Source organism: Geminocystis sp. CENA526 (assembly GCF_050753365.1).
Lineage (GTDB): Bacteria > Cyanobacteriota > Cyanobacteriia > Cyanobacteriales > Cyanobacteriaceae > Geminocystis.
The window spans coordinates 1-15,002 of record NZ_JBLZFY010000099.1; the positions used below are offsets into that span (position 1 = coordinate 1).

15 protein-coding genes and 1 tRNA gene are annotated in these 15,002 nt (G+C 33.6%); 8 read left to right on the plus strand and 8 right to left on the minus strand.

Annotated elements, in window-relative coordinates; all coding sequences use genetic code 11:
- The first annotated feature begins 190 nt into the window (after positions 1-190).
- Entirely contained in the window at positions 191-706 is a 516-nt protein-coding gene (locus ACN4EE_RS18685; protein ID WP_431707997.1) for a tetratricopeptide repeat protein, read from the plus strand.
- A gap of 5 nt (positions 707-711) precedes the next feature.
- Here the strand turns inward: ACN4EE_RS18685 and ACN4EE_RS18690 are convergent, their stop codons facing one another.
- Positions 712-1,014 carry a hypothetical protein gene (locus tag ACN4EE_RS18690; protein ID WP_431707999.1) on the minus strand — a complete coding sequence of 101 codons (303 nt, stop codon included), beginning with the start codon at positions 1,012-1,014 and terminating at the stop codon, positions 712-714.
- Positions 1,015-1,075: 61 nt separating this feature from the next.
- On the opposite strand from ACN4EE_RS18690, the gene ACN4EE_RS18695 reads away from it, so the two are divergent.
- Positions 1,076-1,148: transfer RNA gene (locus ACN4EE_RS18695), tRNA-Ile, on the plus strand.
- Between the two features lie 8 nt (positions 1,149-1,156).
- On the opposite strand, the gene ACN4EE_RS18700 is transcribed toward ACN4EE_RS18695, so the two are convergent.
- Positions 1,157-1,624, minus strand: a complete 468-nt coding sequence (locus ACN4EE_RS18700) for a hypothetical protein (RefSeq protein WP_431708000.1) — start codon at positions 1,622-1,624, stop codon at positions 1,157-1,159.
- A 59-nt stretch (positions 1,625-1,683) separates the two neighbouring features.
- On the opposite strand from ACN4EE_RS18700, the gene pyrE reads away from it, so the two are divergent.
- Positions 1,684-2,241, plus strand: a complete 558-nt coding sequence (pyrE, locus tag ACN4EE_RS18705; RefSeq protein WP_431708002.1) for an orotate phosphoribosyltransferase — start codon at positions 1,684-1,686, stop codon at positions 2,239-2,241.
- A 164-nt stretch (positions 2,242-2,405) separates the two neighbouring features.
- Complete coding sequence (locus tag ACN4EE_RS18710) at positions 2,406-3,932, plus strand: tetratricopeptide repeat protein (protein WP_431708003.1); 1,527 nt, start codon at positions 2,406-2,408, stop codon at positions 3,930-3,932.
- A gap of 44 nt (positions 3,933-3,976) precedes the next feature.
- Here the strand turns inward: ACN4EE_RS18710 and ACN4EE_RS18715 are convergent, their stop codons facing one another.
- Together ACN4EE_RS18715 and ACN4EE_RS18720 are read right to left on the minus strand one after the other, a co-directional pair.
- Entirely contained in the window at positions 3,977-4,630 is a 654-nt protein-coding gene (locus ACN4EE_RS18715) for a hypothetical protein (protein WP_431708004.1), read from the minus strand.
- Positions 4,631-4,862: 232 nt separating this feature from the next.
- Positions 4,863-6,236, minus strand: a complete 1,374-nt coding sequence (locus tag ACN4EE_RS18720; RefSeq protein ID WP_431708005.1) for a UDP-N-acetylmuramoyl-tripeptide--D-alanyl-D-alanine ligase — start codon at positions 6,234-6,236, stop codon at positions 4,863-4,865.
- A gap of 153 nt (positions 6,237-6,389) precedes the next feature.
- On the opposite strand from ACN4EE_RS18720, the gene ACN4EE_RS18725 reads away from it, so the two are divergent.
- Together ACN4EE_RS18725 and ACN4EE_RS18730 are read left to right on the plus strand one after the other, a co-directional pair.
- Positions 6,390-7,703 carry a hypothetical protein gene (locus tag ACN4EE_RS18725; protein WP_431708007.1) on the plus strand — a complete coding sequence of 438 codons (1,314 nt, stop codon included), beginning with the start codon at positions 6,390-6,392 and terminating at the stop codon, positions 7,701-7,703.
- 281 nt (positions 7,704-7,984) lie between these two features.
- A complete protein-coding gene (locus tag ACN4EE_RS18730) occupies positions 7,985-8,236 on the plus strand; it encodes a hypothetical protein (protein ID WP_431708008.1) in 252 nt (83 codons plus the stop codon).
- 57 nt (positions 8,237-8,293) lie between these two features.
- Here the strand turns inward: ACN4EE_RS18730 and ACN4EE_RS18735 are convergent, their stop codons facing one another.
- Complete coding sequence (locus ACN4EE_RS18735) at positions 8,294-8,749, minus strand: ATP-binding protein (protein ID WP_431708009.1); 456 nt, start codon at positions 8,747-8,749, stop codon at positions 8,294-8,296.
- 282 nt (positions 8,750-9,031) lie between these two features.
- Complete coding sequence (locus ACN4EE_RS18740) at positions 9,032-9,583, minus strand: photosystem I assembly protein Ycf4 (protein WP_431708010.1); 552 nt, start codon at positions 9,581-9,583, stop codon at positions 9,032-9,034.
- Positions 9,584-9,821: 238 nt separating this feature from the next.
- On the opposite strand from ACN4EE_RS18740, the gene cbiM reads away from it, so the two are divergent.
- Complete coding sequence (cbiM, locus tag ACN4EE_RS18745; protein ID WP_431708011.1) at positions 9,822-10,475, plus strand: cobalt transporter CbiM; 654 nt, start codon at positions 9,822-9,824, stop codon at positions 10,473-10,475.
- Between the two features lie 125 nt (positions 10,476-10,600).
- Here the strand turns inward: cbiM and ACN4EE_RS18750 are convergent, their stop codons facing one another.
- Both ACN4EE_RS18750 and crtH read right to left on the minus strand, forming a co-directional pair.
- On the minus strand, positions 10,601-11,098 hold the full coding sequence (locus tag ACN4EE_RS18750; protein ID WP_431708012.1) for a hypothetical protein: 498 nt from the start codon (positions 11,096-11,098) through the stop codon (positions 10,601-10,603).
- 617 nt (positions 11,099-11,715) lie between these two features.
- Positions 11,716-13,209, minus strand: a complete 1,494-nt coding sequence (gene crtH / locus ACN4EE_RS18755; protein WP_431708014.1) for a carotenoid isomerase — start codon at positions 13,207-13,209, stop codon at positions 11,716-11,718.
- 572 nt (positions 13,210-13,781) lie between these two features.
- On the opposite strand from crtH, the gene accA reads away from it, so the two are divergent.
- Positions 13,782-14,768, plus strand: a complete 987-nt coding sequence (gene accA, locus ACN4EE_RS18760) for an acetyl-CoA carboxylase carboxyl transferase subunit alpha (RefSeq protein WP_431708013.1) — start codon at positions 13,782-13,784, stop codon at positions 14,766-14,768.
- Positions 14,769-15,002 lie beyond the last annotated feature (234 nt).

Sequence of the window (15,002 nt, forward strand, 5' to 3'; positions counted from 1 at the left end):
TACGAGATTGGAATGGGGCGATTAACATTGCCTTTAAAACCCTTTCCCCATGGAAAGGTCGGCTAGATAGTGCCGAAGCACACGATATTTGTTAGATTTTTATATAAATTTATAATAAATATTGGGTTTAAACCTATCTGGTAGAATTAAATACTCTTTACTTTTTACTTCTTACTTTTTACTTATATTTATGGGGACTACTTCATTTTCACAACGGGAATTTGAACTTAAATATCAACAGGGTAAATCAGCCTATGACAGTGGGCGTTATCGTTTGAGTATTGAGAATTTAGAGGAGGCGTCTAAACTAATTCCCCTTAATTCTCCTTTGGGGGGAGAAGTACAAATTTGGTTAGTTAATGCCTATGAAGCTAATGGAGAGTCTCAAAAAGCCATTAGTTTATGTCAAGAATTAGTTACTCATCCCCATAGAGAAACTAAACAACAGGCGAAACAATTGCTTTATATTATCAAAGCACCGAAATTAACCCGTCCGAAAGAATGGATGACAGAAATTCCCGATCTTAATAATGTTACCCCTAGTGCGCCTCAATATCGTCAAGCTAGTAATCTCGATCGAAAAATTAAGCCGAAACGTCAAATTGAATTAGTGGACTTAAGTACTGTCAATAATAAAGATAATCAATTTTTATGGTTGGGCATTGGTATTACAACTATTTCGATCGTAACTTTCTTTTTTCTTTAGGTTATTTATTTTTTCTGTTGAGCTTGAAGTTTACTTTCTTCTCTGGCTTTGTGAATATGATCATAAACTTTAACCAACATTTTTTGTTCAGACATCAGGGTAAAATTTTGAATTTCTCCATTGTTTTCCGTCTTACCATTGATTTTTTGAGTAGGATTTTCTTCAGGAGATGTTACCCCCATAAGAGATTCTGTACCTAAATAAAAAGTTAAATATCCCGTACCAAGACCGATGGACAAGCTACCTATTAATACAAAAACACTAGCAATAGCAGTAGGAGAAAGTAAAGAAGAAGTATTTATTTTCATAAAAAGAAAAATTTGACAAAAGGATAACAATATATCTTATAATAGTGAAGGTCAAAAAATACCAGGGTTGGCCGAGCGGTTGAGGCAGCGAACTCATAATTCGCCCAAGACAGGTTCAACTCCTGTACCCTGGATAAATAAACTACTGTCGATAATCCATCGTTTCTTTTAAGGAAGTATTAAAAGGATTGGGTAAATCTTGAGTACGAATGATCGGATCATCCTCTTTCATTTGGCGAAAATAATCATAGATAATGGCATTTAATAATAAAGCATCCGCCGTGATATTATTTTCTGGAAAAGAGCCTTGGGGGAATCGGCGCCATCCTGCTCGATTATTTGCAGGTTGTCCATATTGCCAAGTACTACGCCATCCAAAAATGGTTTCTAATTGCCCAGCCATACTAGCATCCTCAAAAAACGTACCACTGTTGGTAGCAAAGGCTTCATTTACTAATCGACTAACATTAAAAGGTTTGGCTTCAACGGTTGCCATTTCTGGAGTTTCAGGGGTAGAATCCACCGATTGAGCCGAACTAGGATGAGCAATAACACAAGTAAGAGTAGTTAACGTGGCGATCGCCACAAAACGAGAAATTTTTGATAACATAATTGATATTTGGTAAGATCATGTTACTCTCATTGTAACTGATTTATCGAAAAACATTTATGGAAAATAATAGCACTATTTTAAAGCAAGAATTATTAGATTTAATCGTGAAATATGCCTATCAGGAAGGGGATTTTACTCTTTCTTCGGGACAAAAAAGTAATTTTTATCTGAATTGTAAACAAGTGACTTTGAGGGCTGAAGGTGCTTTATTGGTAGGGAAATTAATGTTTTCTTTGTTGGATGAAAATATTTCTGCTGTAGCTGGTTTAACTTTAGGTGCTGATCCTTTAGTTACGTCTGTAAGTTTAGTGTCAGCTTTAGAAAATCGACCTATTCACGCCCTAATTGTGCGTAAAGAAGCAAAAGGACATGGTACACAGGCTTACATTGAAGGGGTTACTTTACCTGCCGGGGCAAATGTTGTAGTTTTGGAAGATGTTGTCACCACAGGAAAATCTGCTATGTTAGCAGTAGAAAGATTAAGGGGTGCTGGTTATCAGGTTAATAAAATTATCTCATTAGTCGATCGACAAGCAGGAGGGGCGCAATTTTATGCTTCCCAAGGCTTAGAATTTGAAAGTCTTTTTACCTTAGAAGATATAAGAAGTAATTAGGAATGAGGAATTAAGAATTAAGGAATGAAGATTAAATAAAATAAACAAGTTTGATGTTAGAGATTGCTTCGTGACCTCGCAATGACGATAAACTTTAGTAAGTTATTAAATTCGCATTCCTAAAAATTAAGAATTATCACTCTTTTTTATCCCCAAACTCAAGTATGGATTGGACATCACCATTAAAGGCACAACAACTGGATTTTTGTTCCCGTCTTGATTTGGGAAATTTATTGATTTGTCAAGATAATTATTTCCACAGTGAAAAAGTTATTATTACAGAAGATTCGATCGAAAAGATTAACAAAGAATCCGCCTTAGAATCAGAAGAAATTATTAAGAAATATAATTTAACTTATTCACCACAAAAAATCTTAGAAAAAGTTTTTTATCGTCAATTAGGTATCGAGGCTTTTTTATCAAAATTTGGTCATATAACTTGGTTAGATAATCATGTTTATCATTTGGATTCTGTAGAGAGTTTAATTAATAGTTATTTTGTTATTAAACAAGCAACAAATATTAAAATTTTGTTCAAAATTTATCAAGGTAATTTTAATAATATTGACTATATTTTGTCATCAGATGAAATTAAAAATAATCAAGTAGTTATATTTGCTATTTGTCCTCAAAAATTTACAGCTAATGTAAAAGAGTATCCCGTTATTTTTTTAGGTTTTATTCCCCTAGATTTGTTATCAAAAACTCAACAAAAGAATAATAAAATTATTATTAATTTATCAGAATTGTTATATATTGGTGGATTAAATTTTTATATTAATCATGTTGTTATTAATAACTATTCTCTTTTTGAATTAGCTAAAAAATATTTTAAAAATGGTAATTATCAACAATCTCTATCTTTATATAATAAGGCGATTAAGGATAAACCCCTGTCATCAAAAAGTTATTTTTTAAGGGCAATTTGTAAATATAAATTAGGACATATATCTGGAGCTTTACAAGACTTATCTCAAACCATTAGTTTAAACGATCGAAATGAGATTGCCTATCATTGGCGTGGTTATTTATATCAACAATTAGAAAATTATCCAGAGGCTTTAAGTAACTATAATCAAGAAATTAAAATTAATCCTTTAAACTATTTTGCCTATTTTAATCGAGCTATAGTTTATAGTAAACTTAAACAATTGATTGAAGCCTTAGAAGATTATACGATGGTTCTTCAAATAAATAATCGTTTTTTTCAAGGTTTTTATAATCGAGGTAATATCTATTATCAATTAGGAGATAAACAAAGTGCGATCGATGATTATACTCAAGCCATAAAAATACAACCAAATTTAGCAGAGGCTTATTATAATTTGGGAATTATTTATCACCAATTAGGAGAATATAAACAAGCATTAAATAGTTATCAATTAGCAGTAAAATCTAAACCTAAATATCTAAAACCTTATTATAATTCAGCAATTTTACAAGCTGATTTAGGTTATTATCAAGAATCAATTAATACCTATAATATTATCCTTGATTTTGATTCTAATTTTATTCCTGCTATCCATAACCAAAATGCTTTATCATTATTGTTAAAAAAAGAAGGCAAAATTCTCAGGGAAGAAGAAGTTTTATCCTATTCTACCCAAAACCCTGAAGTTGTCAAAATTGATGATAATTCCGCCGAAAATTCGATCGATTTATCTGATAGTAAACAAACTAATCGCTTTTAACAAAAAAGTGTGCAGTTTCAGCAATTAACGTCATAAGTAAAACCTCATTCTAACTTTTTCTGCTTAGAAGTAAAACGTTTAATTCTTGATTGTATATCAGAGACGATTTCTTTTAGTTCCTCTAAATCACTTGGAAGTAAATGATTAGACAATATCTTTAATATTTTTTCTAAATTTATTGAGTAATTTAATAGTAATAAAAGAATATCATTTTCATAAATACTAACTCTTTCAAACTTACCTTGTCGGTAAAGGGAAGGTAACGCATAAAATTTGAGAATAATTAATCCTTCAACACTAACACAGCTAATGATTTTATTCCCAAATTGTCTCTCGGTAGAAAAATCTTGAATAATTTGTTTAAATAGGCGATTTTTTGTCAATAAAATATCAATAGTTAAATTCTCAAATTCACCTCGAATAAAATCATTATTTTCTTCAATAATCTTAATTTCTGGTAAAAATTTTAAATCTGACTTAGACAAAATTAAATCAATATCTTGAGTATTACGTCCTTCGACATAACTTAATAAAGCGACTCCTCCGACTAATAAATAATCAATTTTTCGTTCGGCTAAAGTGTTAAAAATATTGTCAATAATTTGAACAAGCTGATCTGTATTAAACATTTCTTTAGACCAATTTTTGAGATCAAATACAATACCATTCCTAACTATTTCAGCAATGGGAACTACCATATTAGTACCTGATAATTATTTATAGCAGTCCTAAATCATTTGTGAGAAATTTAAACTAAGTTTCCCTTTATTTAAAAGGGTTAGGGGAGATTGTATTCTCATGATTGATTCCTGATTGCTATAGTTATTATTATATATAATATATTTATAAATTTACAGTTTTGTAAATCAACGGGTAAGTTCTAAAAATGCAATTAAATACGTTTTAGTTTATGTTTATGAATTTTCCTCATCAAAAGACTTTTTCTCCATAGTCTTTAAGAAAATCGTCCACAACTTTACTCAACCCCACAGAATTAGAGGCTTTAAACAAAATTCGATCGCCCCTTGTAACCACTTGTCTTAAATGTTTCAACAAATCTTCGTGATTACTAAAAATTTCAGTAGGTATTTCGATCGAACCTTCTGCCATAGCCTTAGTAACTTCTTCATCCGCCAAAATCAACAACATATCAAGATTTAAGGCTTTTACCGTTTCCCCTACCTGTCGATGAAGTTGGGGTGCATACTCCCCTAATTCTTTCATCGTACCTAAAACCGCAATTTTGCGTTGTCCTTGGGTTTGCTTTAATAAGTGTAACGATGCTATCATCGACTCTAAACCAGCATTATAAGTCTCGTCTAACACCTCAATATCATTAGGTAATTGATGACGTTTTGCTCTACCTTTAGGTAAAATAACCTCGATACCCTGCTCTAAAATCGATAAATCAATACCTAAAACCTTCGCCGTAGCCAATGCACCTAAATAATTAAGGGCATTATGTTCACCTAAGAGGGGTAAAGGATATAATTTATTATCCACCTTCAAAGTCTGAGTATCAACTAATTCCCCCCGAAAATCTCCCGAATTTAAACCATAGGTAATAGTTTCGCCTTGCCACACCTCAGAAGCCGTTTTAATCAATAAATCATTATCACCATTGAGAATTGCTACTCCAGAATTATCCATATTTGCTAACAATTCACACTTTGCTTTTGCAATGGCTTCCCTTGAGCCTAACCTGCCAATATGGGCTGTACCAACATTAGTAATTACCCCAATATTTGGGTTAACAATTTCCGTTAACAGTGCAATTTCTCCCTTTCCTCTCATTGCCATTTCAATTACTGCAAAATCATGGCTTTCATCTATTTGTAAAAGTGTCTTAGGAACGCCTATTTCATTATTATAATTAGCTTCAGTTTTTAATACTTTTCCTTGAGTACTTAATATTGCAGAAATTAACTCTTTCATGGTAGTTTTCCCCACAGAACCAGTTATGCCAATGATAGGTATATCAAGGTTTTGTCTCCACCAATGGGCTATTTTTTGATAGGCTTGAAGAGTATCTTTTACTTTAAACTCTGGTATTTTTGTCTCTGTTAAAGCAGGATAACTTTCACTGGTAATTAGTGCGATCGAACCAGCCTCGATGGCTTGATTGAGAAAATTATGTCCATTAAAATTTTCACCTTCTAAAGCAATAAAAATTTCACCTTTTTTAAGAGTTCGAGTATCTGTACTAAATCCACTACATTCTTGTCTTAAAATATCATCAGGAATAGAAACACTATTAGCATCAGTAATTTCACGGATAGATTGAAGATTCGCAAAAATTTTCATAGATAAAAAAGATAAAAAATTCAGTATTTTAGCTGATAGATAAATTAAGAACTTAGATTATAATTTAATTAGTATAGATAATATAGCCTAGTTATATCTGGCACAATTCTATTAACATAATTAATTCCACAATATACCATATCATGAAAAGCCGTGAATATTTCATCTCTATCAAATCGTCATAACTCAACCCTTACTGTTAATGAACAGTATGTTTATGATCACTTGTTAGAATGCGTAAAAAGCCAATCGCCACAACAAGTGTTAGATAGATTTCGCTATTTATTCATTCAAGCTAGAAACTATGATAATCCGCAAATATTAGAACTATTAGCAAGAATAATTCGTCAGAAAAACGCTTCAGAAACCTTTCCTGCTATCTTAAATCGTTGTTGTCATATTTTGGTTAACCGTTGGCAGTTACACCCCAAAACTCAAATCTATGTAGTAGAATTAGCAGAATTATTTGACTTACTTCCATCAGGTGGTCCTAAAAATTACGGACAGTCTTATGCAGTCAGAATGCAACAATTAGTGAGAGAATTTTTACAAACTGATTATTATAAACAGTTAAAACGTTTAGCCACGATTATTAATAACGGCAAGGAAAGAAAAATTCAACCTGAGACAAAAGAAGTTGTGGTGGGTAATTTAATTAATCGTTATCCTTATCTTTATGATCATTGTCTCTTAGGTGCTGATAGTAGCGCAGAACAGCAAGAAACGGTATATAAAGTTAAAACAGAGTTAGAAAAACAATTCGAGTCTAAATTGTCTAAATTCGTCACCTATCAAATTAGGGTAGCACAAGCAGGACGAGAAAAAATGGAGCAAATGAACGCTGAAAGTATTATCAAACCTGTTAGTAATCCTACCCTATTGAGCGATCGAGATTTAGGCAAAAGTTTAAAACATTATGTAGGCAAAGTCGAAAATGGCTATTCCTATCAAGAAGTATCTCGCAGTTTTTTAACCCATACTAGCGACACTCGCAATTATCAACTGTTTAAAGATGATTTATATGAGTATATTGTACAGTCGATCGATGGACGCTATGGCAAAAATAGTTTTAACAAAAGACTCTATGACAAGTTACAGGCCTTATATCCTAAATACAACAACAGTAAACCCGATGAATTTCTGAAAATGCGTACCTATAGTCAACTATTCAATTATTTGATTGTGGATAGCCCTCAAAATCCCAGTCATTTAGTCTTTATGGATATGATTAGTAATATGGGAACGACTAAAACCATTGGATTACTTTTAAAATTAGTGTTAGTGTGTAGTAAAGTCAAACCCTACTTAGAAAAAAGATTTTCCATCTTATTTAACCACTATGAATCATTCACCAGTCAAGGGGCAGGGTGGTTAGTCAGAAGTCTGGAAAAAGTTAATGTGGCATTTAGTGTTAACTTTGGTAACTTAGATATGTCTTTCCTCAGAAGAATTTACGCCAAAGCCTAGAGCGTATTAATGACTGATGTTACGCAAAAATAGAATTAGTTGTTGATTGGAGGTGTCAGGTTTCAGGTTTAAAAATCAAAAAAATTCAGACTCTTCTACAGTAGTTATGCCAAATTAATAGAAAATAATTAATATAAATTTTATCACCTATAGCTTTGATTATTTTAAAAATGCAATCAGAAGAATTAAAATTTTTTTGTGTCTAAATTTACAAAAATCTCAAAAACTGCCCGAAAAATCTTACAATGATGATAGATATTAATATTATGAGGTATATAACGATGAGTACAGAAGACAAAGCAAGAGAGTTAATGGCAAAGCAAAGACTTCACGAACAACAAAATGAAGAAACTTTGTTATCCTTAACAGAACAAGAATTACACGAACATCATACCACAGATGTGGAAGAAAAGGCAAGGGAATTATTAGCAGAGACTCGTCAACACGATCATAATTTACAAGATAACATGGTTTCTCGTGCTGAACAGGAATTAGTATTAGAAAACTTTGCCGAAAATATAGACAAGTATTGACAATAGATGTCAAATATTTGTGGAGAATTTTCGAGCTATTATAATCATTTTATAATTTTAACAATTGGACGTGTCCAAAGAAGGTTTGAAAAATTTATGAAATTGTTTGCATAGTGTAACTTGTGTGCCTTGATTATTCCATAGCACTCGATCGAATATATGATGCAACATACATAGTCCCCTACCATGTTCGGAATCTTCGGGGGGCAAATCAGATTCGTCTAAAGGGCAACAACAATGTTGCGAAAATCCATTACCTTGATCACATATTAACCAAGAATATTCCCCTCGACCATAGGAAAATTTAACCACCACTTGCTTACTCGGATCAAGTTTATTCCCATGCTTGGCGGCATTGACGAGGGCTTCCTGTAATCCTAACCTAATTTCTGGATGTAACTCTTTTGGTATTTTTTCTAATAATAAATCAAGTACAGGACAAAGATACAAAGTTGAGGCAAAACTAACCGTTTTCCAATTACTGACATTGACAGGTAGTGTAATAGAAATCACGTCACTAACTCCTGATTATAGATCATTGAATTTTAAAAAACATCTATAGACAAAAACTTAACAATAACCGTTATCTTATGGGGGAAAAGATGATTAAATACAACATAAGCCGTAGTTATAAATACTTAGAATTTAAGTAAAAAATATATGATCAAAAGTTTTTCCTATTAGTTATTATATCACAATGATTAATCTCATCAAAAATACCTACTGCGAATCTTGGATTTCGATCGAGCAGTAGGCAATAATTGAGAAGGAAAAATTATTTTATATTAGACAATATTATAAACCTTCTAAGGGAACAGTTAAAAAACGAGCTAATTGTGCCCCTTGATTTTCTAGTTTCGACAAAGAAATAGGCTCACCCACAGGAGTTAAAGGAATATCTCTTTTAGGTTTTACTCTTAAATATAAAGTTCGTTTCGGATTTAAACCCTCTTTAATTTCCGCCCTAATTGCCTGAATATCATTTAACTCATAAACTAATTCGATACGGCGATTTTTGCCAAGGAAACCCGATCGAAAAATAGTTACCTTGCCATTTTCTTTGTTAAACTCATTGTAACCACTACCCACATTCAGAAAAATCATTAACCATAGGTATAAAGCTAATAATGTACCTGCTACCCCATACAAAGTCAAAGCGATACCTTGAGGAATAAATTGGAGAGTAGAAGTATCAGTAACGGGAAGGAAATTAGTATGAAAATAGCTAGATAATCCCGCCAATAAAAAACCGATGCCTCCAATGGAAACCACCGTAGCCCACCAAAGATTACTAAAACGTCTTGAGCCAATAATTTCTTGACGTAAAACAGCGTTATTTGTATCCATCACTTATGTATAAAATTATTCTTATCAAGATCAAATTTTAACCTAGTTTGAACTTATCTCCTCACCATCCCTACTAAATTATGGGATTGTTAATGTGTCTCACCATGACAAAGAGAATGTAGAATTGAAAATTAACATCTTAATTTTAAGAAATTGCTTCAGATTGCTTCGTACCTCGCAATGACAATCTAACTAAATTATTTAATTTCGATTCTTTAGTCTTTACTTATTACTTTTTATGCACATTCCCGATGGAATTTTACCCCCTGTAGTTTCTATTTCTGGATACGCTGTGACAGGTGGAATAACTTGGTTTTCCTTACGACAAATTAGCAAACAATCGAATTATCAAGAACAAATACCTAAGGCTTCTTTATTAACTGCCACTTTTTTTGTTTCTTCTCTCATTCATATTCCCATACCTCCTTTTAGTATTCATTTAGTCTTAAATGGTTTAATGGGTTTAGTCTTAGGCTATTTTGCCTTTCCTGCTATTCTTATTGGTTTATTTTTTCAAGCAGTATTTTTTCAACATGGTGGTTTATCGACTTTAGGAATCAATGCTGTTATTATGGGAATACCTTCTCTACTAGCTTATTATCTCTGGACTGCTAGAAAATTCTCTTTATTTAAGAGTCCTATTAATCAAAATATTTTAACTTTTTTGGTAGGTTCGATCGCTGTTTTTTTATCCGCACTAATCTTTGTTTTTATTACCCTCAATACTATTTCTTCCGACTTTAATATTGATACAGAAAAAACCGCCATTTTAACCTCTTTAATTGGTTATGGTATTCAAGCTATAATTGAAGGAATTTTAACGGTTATGTTAGTTAACTTTTTCGAGAGGGTGAAACCTGAAATCTTGGAAATTGATAAAACAGTATCTTAAAACACGATAAAATAGTTCGATCGACAAATAAAAGCTAAAAGTTTATAAATTATTATTTAATAATTCCCTATTCTGATTAGTAATTTATTCCCGATTTATCATATCTAAAGAAGCGAAATTAATTATTAATTTTCTTTAGAAATAAAACCCTTTAATTTTTGAAAACATTGAGAATAATCATTTAAAGGCTCAAAGTTATTCATCCCTGATTCTAGGGTTTTCTCTTGATCAATAACTACGTTTTCTGAGAGATTGTGAGATTCTTGGTGATTGGAAACTAAGGGTAATTTTTCCTGATTATTAACATTACTAAAAATATATTTTAATTCGTTGTCTTCATCAATCGAAATAATAATGTTAGGCTGAATTAGTCGAGAAAATTCATAATTGAAACTTTGATTTATTTGTCCTTTTTTTTGCCAAACATTTAAAATTTGCTCCACCGAAACAGCTTTTAATCTGCCTTGATAAATCGCTTCTGTTACGGCGAAGGGTAGCCAATGATGAGGATAAAGTTTTGTCCATTTGATAATCAATTCTTTAATCTTATAACCGTTGAGATCAAAACTATAATATTTGATTAAAATAATTGTTTGTCGAATATAATTTAAACTCTCATTCACTGCTTTTTGTTATTCCATACATTTTGATAAAATTCATTGTATAGCAATCAGGAATCATTGATGAAAAATAAATTATTAGAAAAAAATATCGAAGATACCACTACTCTTGTTTTTTGCCTATTCCCTTTCAACGACAATTTTTGTATCTAACCAAAACGAGAATTGCTACAATTCAAGTATCTGGTGTCAATTTAACATAAAGCTGAAAATTCCCTATTCCTCTATAGGGTAGGGATGAATCAGCAACCAATTTAAAAATCGACCGTAGGGAGTCCACACAAAAATTTGTGTTATGATAGAATTGGTCATTGACCCACCTAGCTGACTAAGAGGCCGCCCTTGTGGCATAAAGTATGTACTCGGCAGAGACTAGGGAAGCAATCAGCCCAATACCAAATAATGGCAAGGTTGAGAAGCAAATAGAATTTTGTTTGTTCTATGGGTCTGTGGAAGGCGGACTCCTGCTCGGATTCTAGCTAGACTAGATAAAGCCTAGAAATAGGTAGAGATGCTGAGTAAGACTCGACAATGCTTGGATTAGGTTCGGAGTATTGTAAAGCATTGGCAGTGAGACGAGAAGCCCTATCTTCAACCGATAGGTAAGTTAGGGTACTTCACTAGCCTAAGTCAACGGCAATACGATGGGCGCAACTAAATCCAGAGAAAGCAACCGCATTTAAACCCTGCCCCGGAAATGTGCTATCTCCCACGCAGTAAAGGTTTTTGATGGCAGTGCGATTAAAGGGCATTGACAATAAACCGTTTAAACGTTTTGCTGGAATAGGTCCATAAGTACCGTTAATTCTATTTAAAAATTTTCTATGGGTGCGAGGTGTGCCAATTTCCATATAGTCTAAACCTGCATCTAAGCCGGGGAAGATGGTTTCTAAACGCTCTATTAGTCGCCCTGCGGATTCTTCTTTTTTATACTCGTATTGTTTCCCTGATAAGCCTTCCCAGTATTCGATCGAACTGGGGGTAAAAGCATGGATGATATGATAACCTTCGGGCGCTAGTTCTCGATCGAGTAAAGTAGGTATAGAAACAAAAATTGTACCTTGCTCCGCTTCCAAATTACGCCAATTTTCGAGAATGATATGATGACATTCGGGATTATGGGCTAAAACTTTGGCTTCCACTCCTAAATGAAGACTCAGGAAACTAGGGGATTGACGATAATTTTTTTGCCATTTTATCTCTTTTTTAGGTTTCTTACTCTTATCTATCAATTTATCAAAGGTATCCCAACGGGTGGCATTAGAGACGATTCTTCGAGCATAAAATTCCCTACCATCTGTTAATTTTACCCCTTTGGCTCGATTGCCTTCAATAATAATTTCTGTTACTTTTGCCTGATATTGAATTTCACCCCCTAACTTCTCTAAACCTTCCGCTAAAGTTTCTCCGATTTTACCCACTCCCCCTTTAGGATAGTTGATTCCGCCGTAATGTCGATCGGAAAATACCATCCCTGCGTTAATCATGGGGGTTAAATCTGCTGGTACAACCGACCAACAATAACACTCCATATCAATAAATTTGAGCAACTCAGGATTTCTAATATATTTTCTCGCCACATCTCCCACATTCAAAGGCAAATATTTAAGCAATCCAAGACAGGATAAAGGATGTTGAAAAAATACCCTTGTTAAGTAACGAATCTCCTCTAAAGAGAGTAACTCCATAGAGTTAAGACAATTAAACACCTGCCAACATTCATCATAAAAAGCCCTTATTCCTTCCTTTTCTTCGGGGAAGTATTTATATAATTCTTCTAAAAATTTTTCGTATTCTCTATGAACTTTTAAATCAAGGTTATTGGGTAAATGATAGTGTATTTGTACTGGATCGGGTATTGTTTCCATTTTCTGATTAACAGCAGATAAAGCACGGGTGAGTAAGTTAGTAGTGCCATTTTCGCCAAAACCGAAAATCATGGAAGCGCCCACGTCAAAGCGATAACCCTGTCGCTCAAAATACCCCGCACTGCCCCCCGGTATGGTATAACTTTCTAATACTAAGACTTTGATTCCCTTTGAGGCTAATTGAGTAGCGGTGACTAAACCCCCAATGCCCGAACCAATTACAATGACATCATATTGACTCATAATCTCGATCGATAATTTCCCTTAATATCTCGCTAATATAAGTTTAGCCCTTTGTTGTCACAAAAAAATTAAAACTATCTCAGATAAAAATTTAGGGGGTCTTGTGGACTTGTCTGTAAGGCTAGTGCCGTCCTGTGAAGCAGAAACTCTTAATTGCGAAGTTAAGAAGCCCACATCTGTACCGTTAGGTCAGTGTGGGAGATGTCACATTTGCTCTAAGACAATGATTAATGTCAACTACCAGTACCGCATATACCCAGAGCCATACTAATTCTATTGTCGGCAATCAAATCAAGTTGCCGATCCATAAACCTTTTGTTTTTTCGATATAATATGCAATTTAAGATGCGTCTTGGCTTAGTTTAATTCTACGAAAGTGGCTCTTCAACAAAAAAGTGATAGAATAAACAATGCAAAAAAATTAAACAAAGCAATACAATATAAACTTGAACGAACTTGAAATAAGCTCATAATAACAGTATTTACTGATTATAGAGAAATTATTGTGACAGTAAAACCCTATAAAAAATTAATCTTCATCAACAAATTATTATTTATTTATATCATCAAATTTTATGGCAAAAACAGAACAAAAACGCACTTTTTTACTAGAATTTGAAAAGCCTTTAGTCGAATTACAAGCCCGAATTACCCAAATTCGAGAATTAGCAGAAAAAAATCAAGTGGACGTTTCTGAGCAATTAGCAGAATTGGAGAGTAGAGCAGAACAACTACGCAAAGAAATTTTTAGTACCCTAACTCCTTCCCAAAAATTACAAATCGCCCGTCATCCCCGTCGCCCTTCTACCCTTGATTATATTCAAGCTATGACCGATGAATGGTTTGAATTACACGGCGATCGAAGAGGTTATGATGATCCAGCCTTAATCGGTGGGATAGCCCGTTTAAATGGACGTGCAGTAGTGATTATAGGGCATCAAAAGGGGCGAGATACCAAAGACAATGTAGCACGAAACTTCGGTATGGCTTCCCCCGGTGGTTATCGTAAAGCCATGCGTTTAATGGAACACGCTAACCGTTTTTCCATGCCTATTATCACCTTTATTGACACTCCGGGGGCTTATGCAGGGGTGGACGCTGAAAAATTAGGACAAGGGGAAGCCATTGCCTACAATCTCAGGGAAATGTTTAGCTTGGATGTGCCGATTATCACCACTGTTATCGGTGAAGGAGGCTCTGGGGGGGCATTAGGTATTGGTGTCGCCGAAAAATTGATGATGTTTGAACACTCGGTTTATACCGTAGCAAGTCCTGAAGCCTGTGCCGCTATTTTATGGAAAGATGCCAAAAAATCTGAACAAGCCGCCCTTGCCCTAAAAATTACGGCGAAGGATTTAAAAGAATTAGGTATCATCGATCAAATTTTACCAGAACCTCCGGGCTGCGCCCATTCTGATCCCCTTGCCACAGCTTCTATTCTCAAACAGGGTATTTTGGACAATTTAGAGTATTTAGATAGCCTTTCGATCGAACAGAGGAAAGAATTAAGGTATCAGAAATTCCGTAACTTAGGGGTTTTTCTCGACAATGAGTTTAAGTGAACTAACTAGCTTATTCATCAAAGATTGATCTATGATGATTAATCATGCTCAATGTCTAAAATATGAACAAAAATCTCATCTTTTTTATTCTATTAGTCTTTATCCGCTCTATGAAACTTACTCAAACTTGATCAAGAATGGTCAAGTTCCCACTCTTCATGGGATGGACGTTCACTTCCTGCTTCACCGAATCCCTAATAGACTTGCCATTAAGTTGGTTTGACTCTCCACAGG

Excerpts from the sequence above, each read along its gene's own strand:
- ACN4EE_RS18685 (WP_431707997.1), top strand. The coding sequence starts at position 191 with ATGGGGACTACTTCATTTTCACAACGGGAATTTGAACTTAAATATCAA.
- ACN4EE_RS18690 (WP_431707999.1), bottom strand. The coding sequence starts at position 1,014 with ATGAAAATAAATACTTCTTCTTTACTTTCTCCTACTGCTATTGCTAGT.
- ACN4EE_RS18700 (WP_431708000.1), bottom strand. The coding sequence starts at position 1,624 with ATGTTATCAAAAATTTCTCGTTTTGTGGCGATCGCCACGTTAACTACT.
- pyrE (WP_431708002.1), top strand. The coding sequence starts at position 1,684 with ATGGAAAATAATAGCACTATTTTAAAGCAAGAATTATTAGATTTAATC.
- ACN4EE_RS18710 (WP_431708003.1), top strand. The coding sequence starts at position 2,406 with ATGGATTGGACATCACCATTAAAGGCACAACAACTGGATTTTTGTTCC.
- ACN4EE_RS18715 (WP_431708004.1), bottom strand. The coding sequence starts at position 4,630 with ATGGTAGTTCCCATTGCTGAAATAGTTAGGAATGGTATTGTATTTGAT.
- ACN4EE_RS18720 (WP_431708005.1), bottom strand. The coding sequence starts at position 6,236 with ATGAAAATTTTTGCGAATCTTCAATCTATCCGTGAAATTACTGATGCT.
- ACN4EE_RS18730 (WP_431708008.1), top strand. The coding sequence starts at position 7,985 with ATGAGTACAGAAGACAAAGCAAGAGAGTTAATGGCAAAGCAAAGACTT.
- ACN4EE_RS18740 (WP_431708010.1), bottom strand. The coding sequence starts at position 9,583 with ATGGATACAAATAACGCTGTTTTACGTCAAGAAATTATTGGCTCAAGA.
- cbiM (WP_431708011.1), top strand. The coding sequence starts at position 9,822 with ATGCACATTCCCGATGGAATTTTACCCCCTGTAGTTTCTATTTCTGGA.
- accA (WP_431708013.1), top strand. The coding sequence starts at position 13,782 with ATGGCAAAAACAGAACAAAAACGCACTTTTTTACTAGAATTTGAAAAG.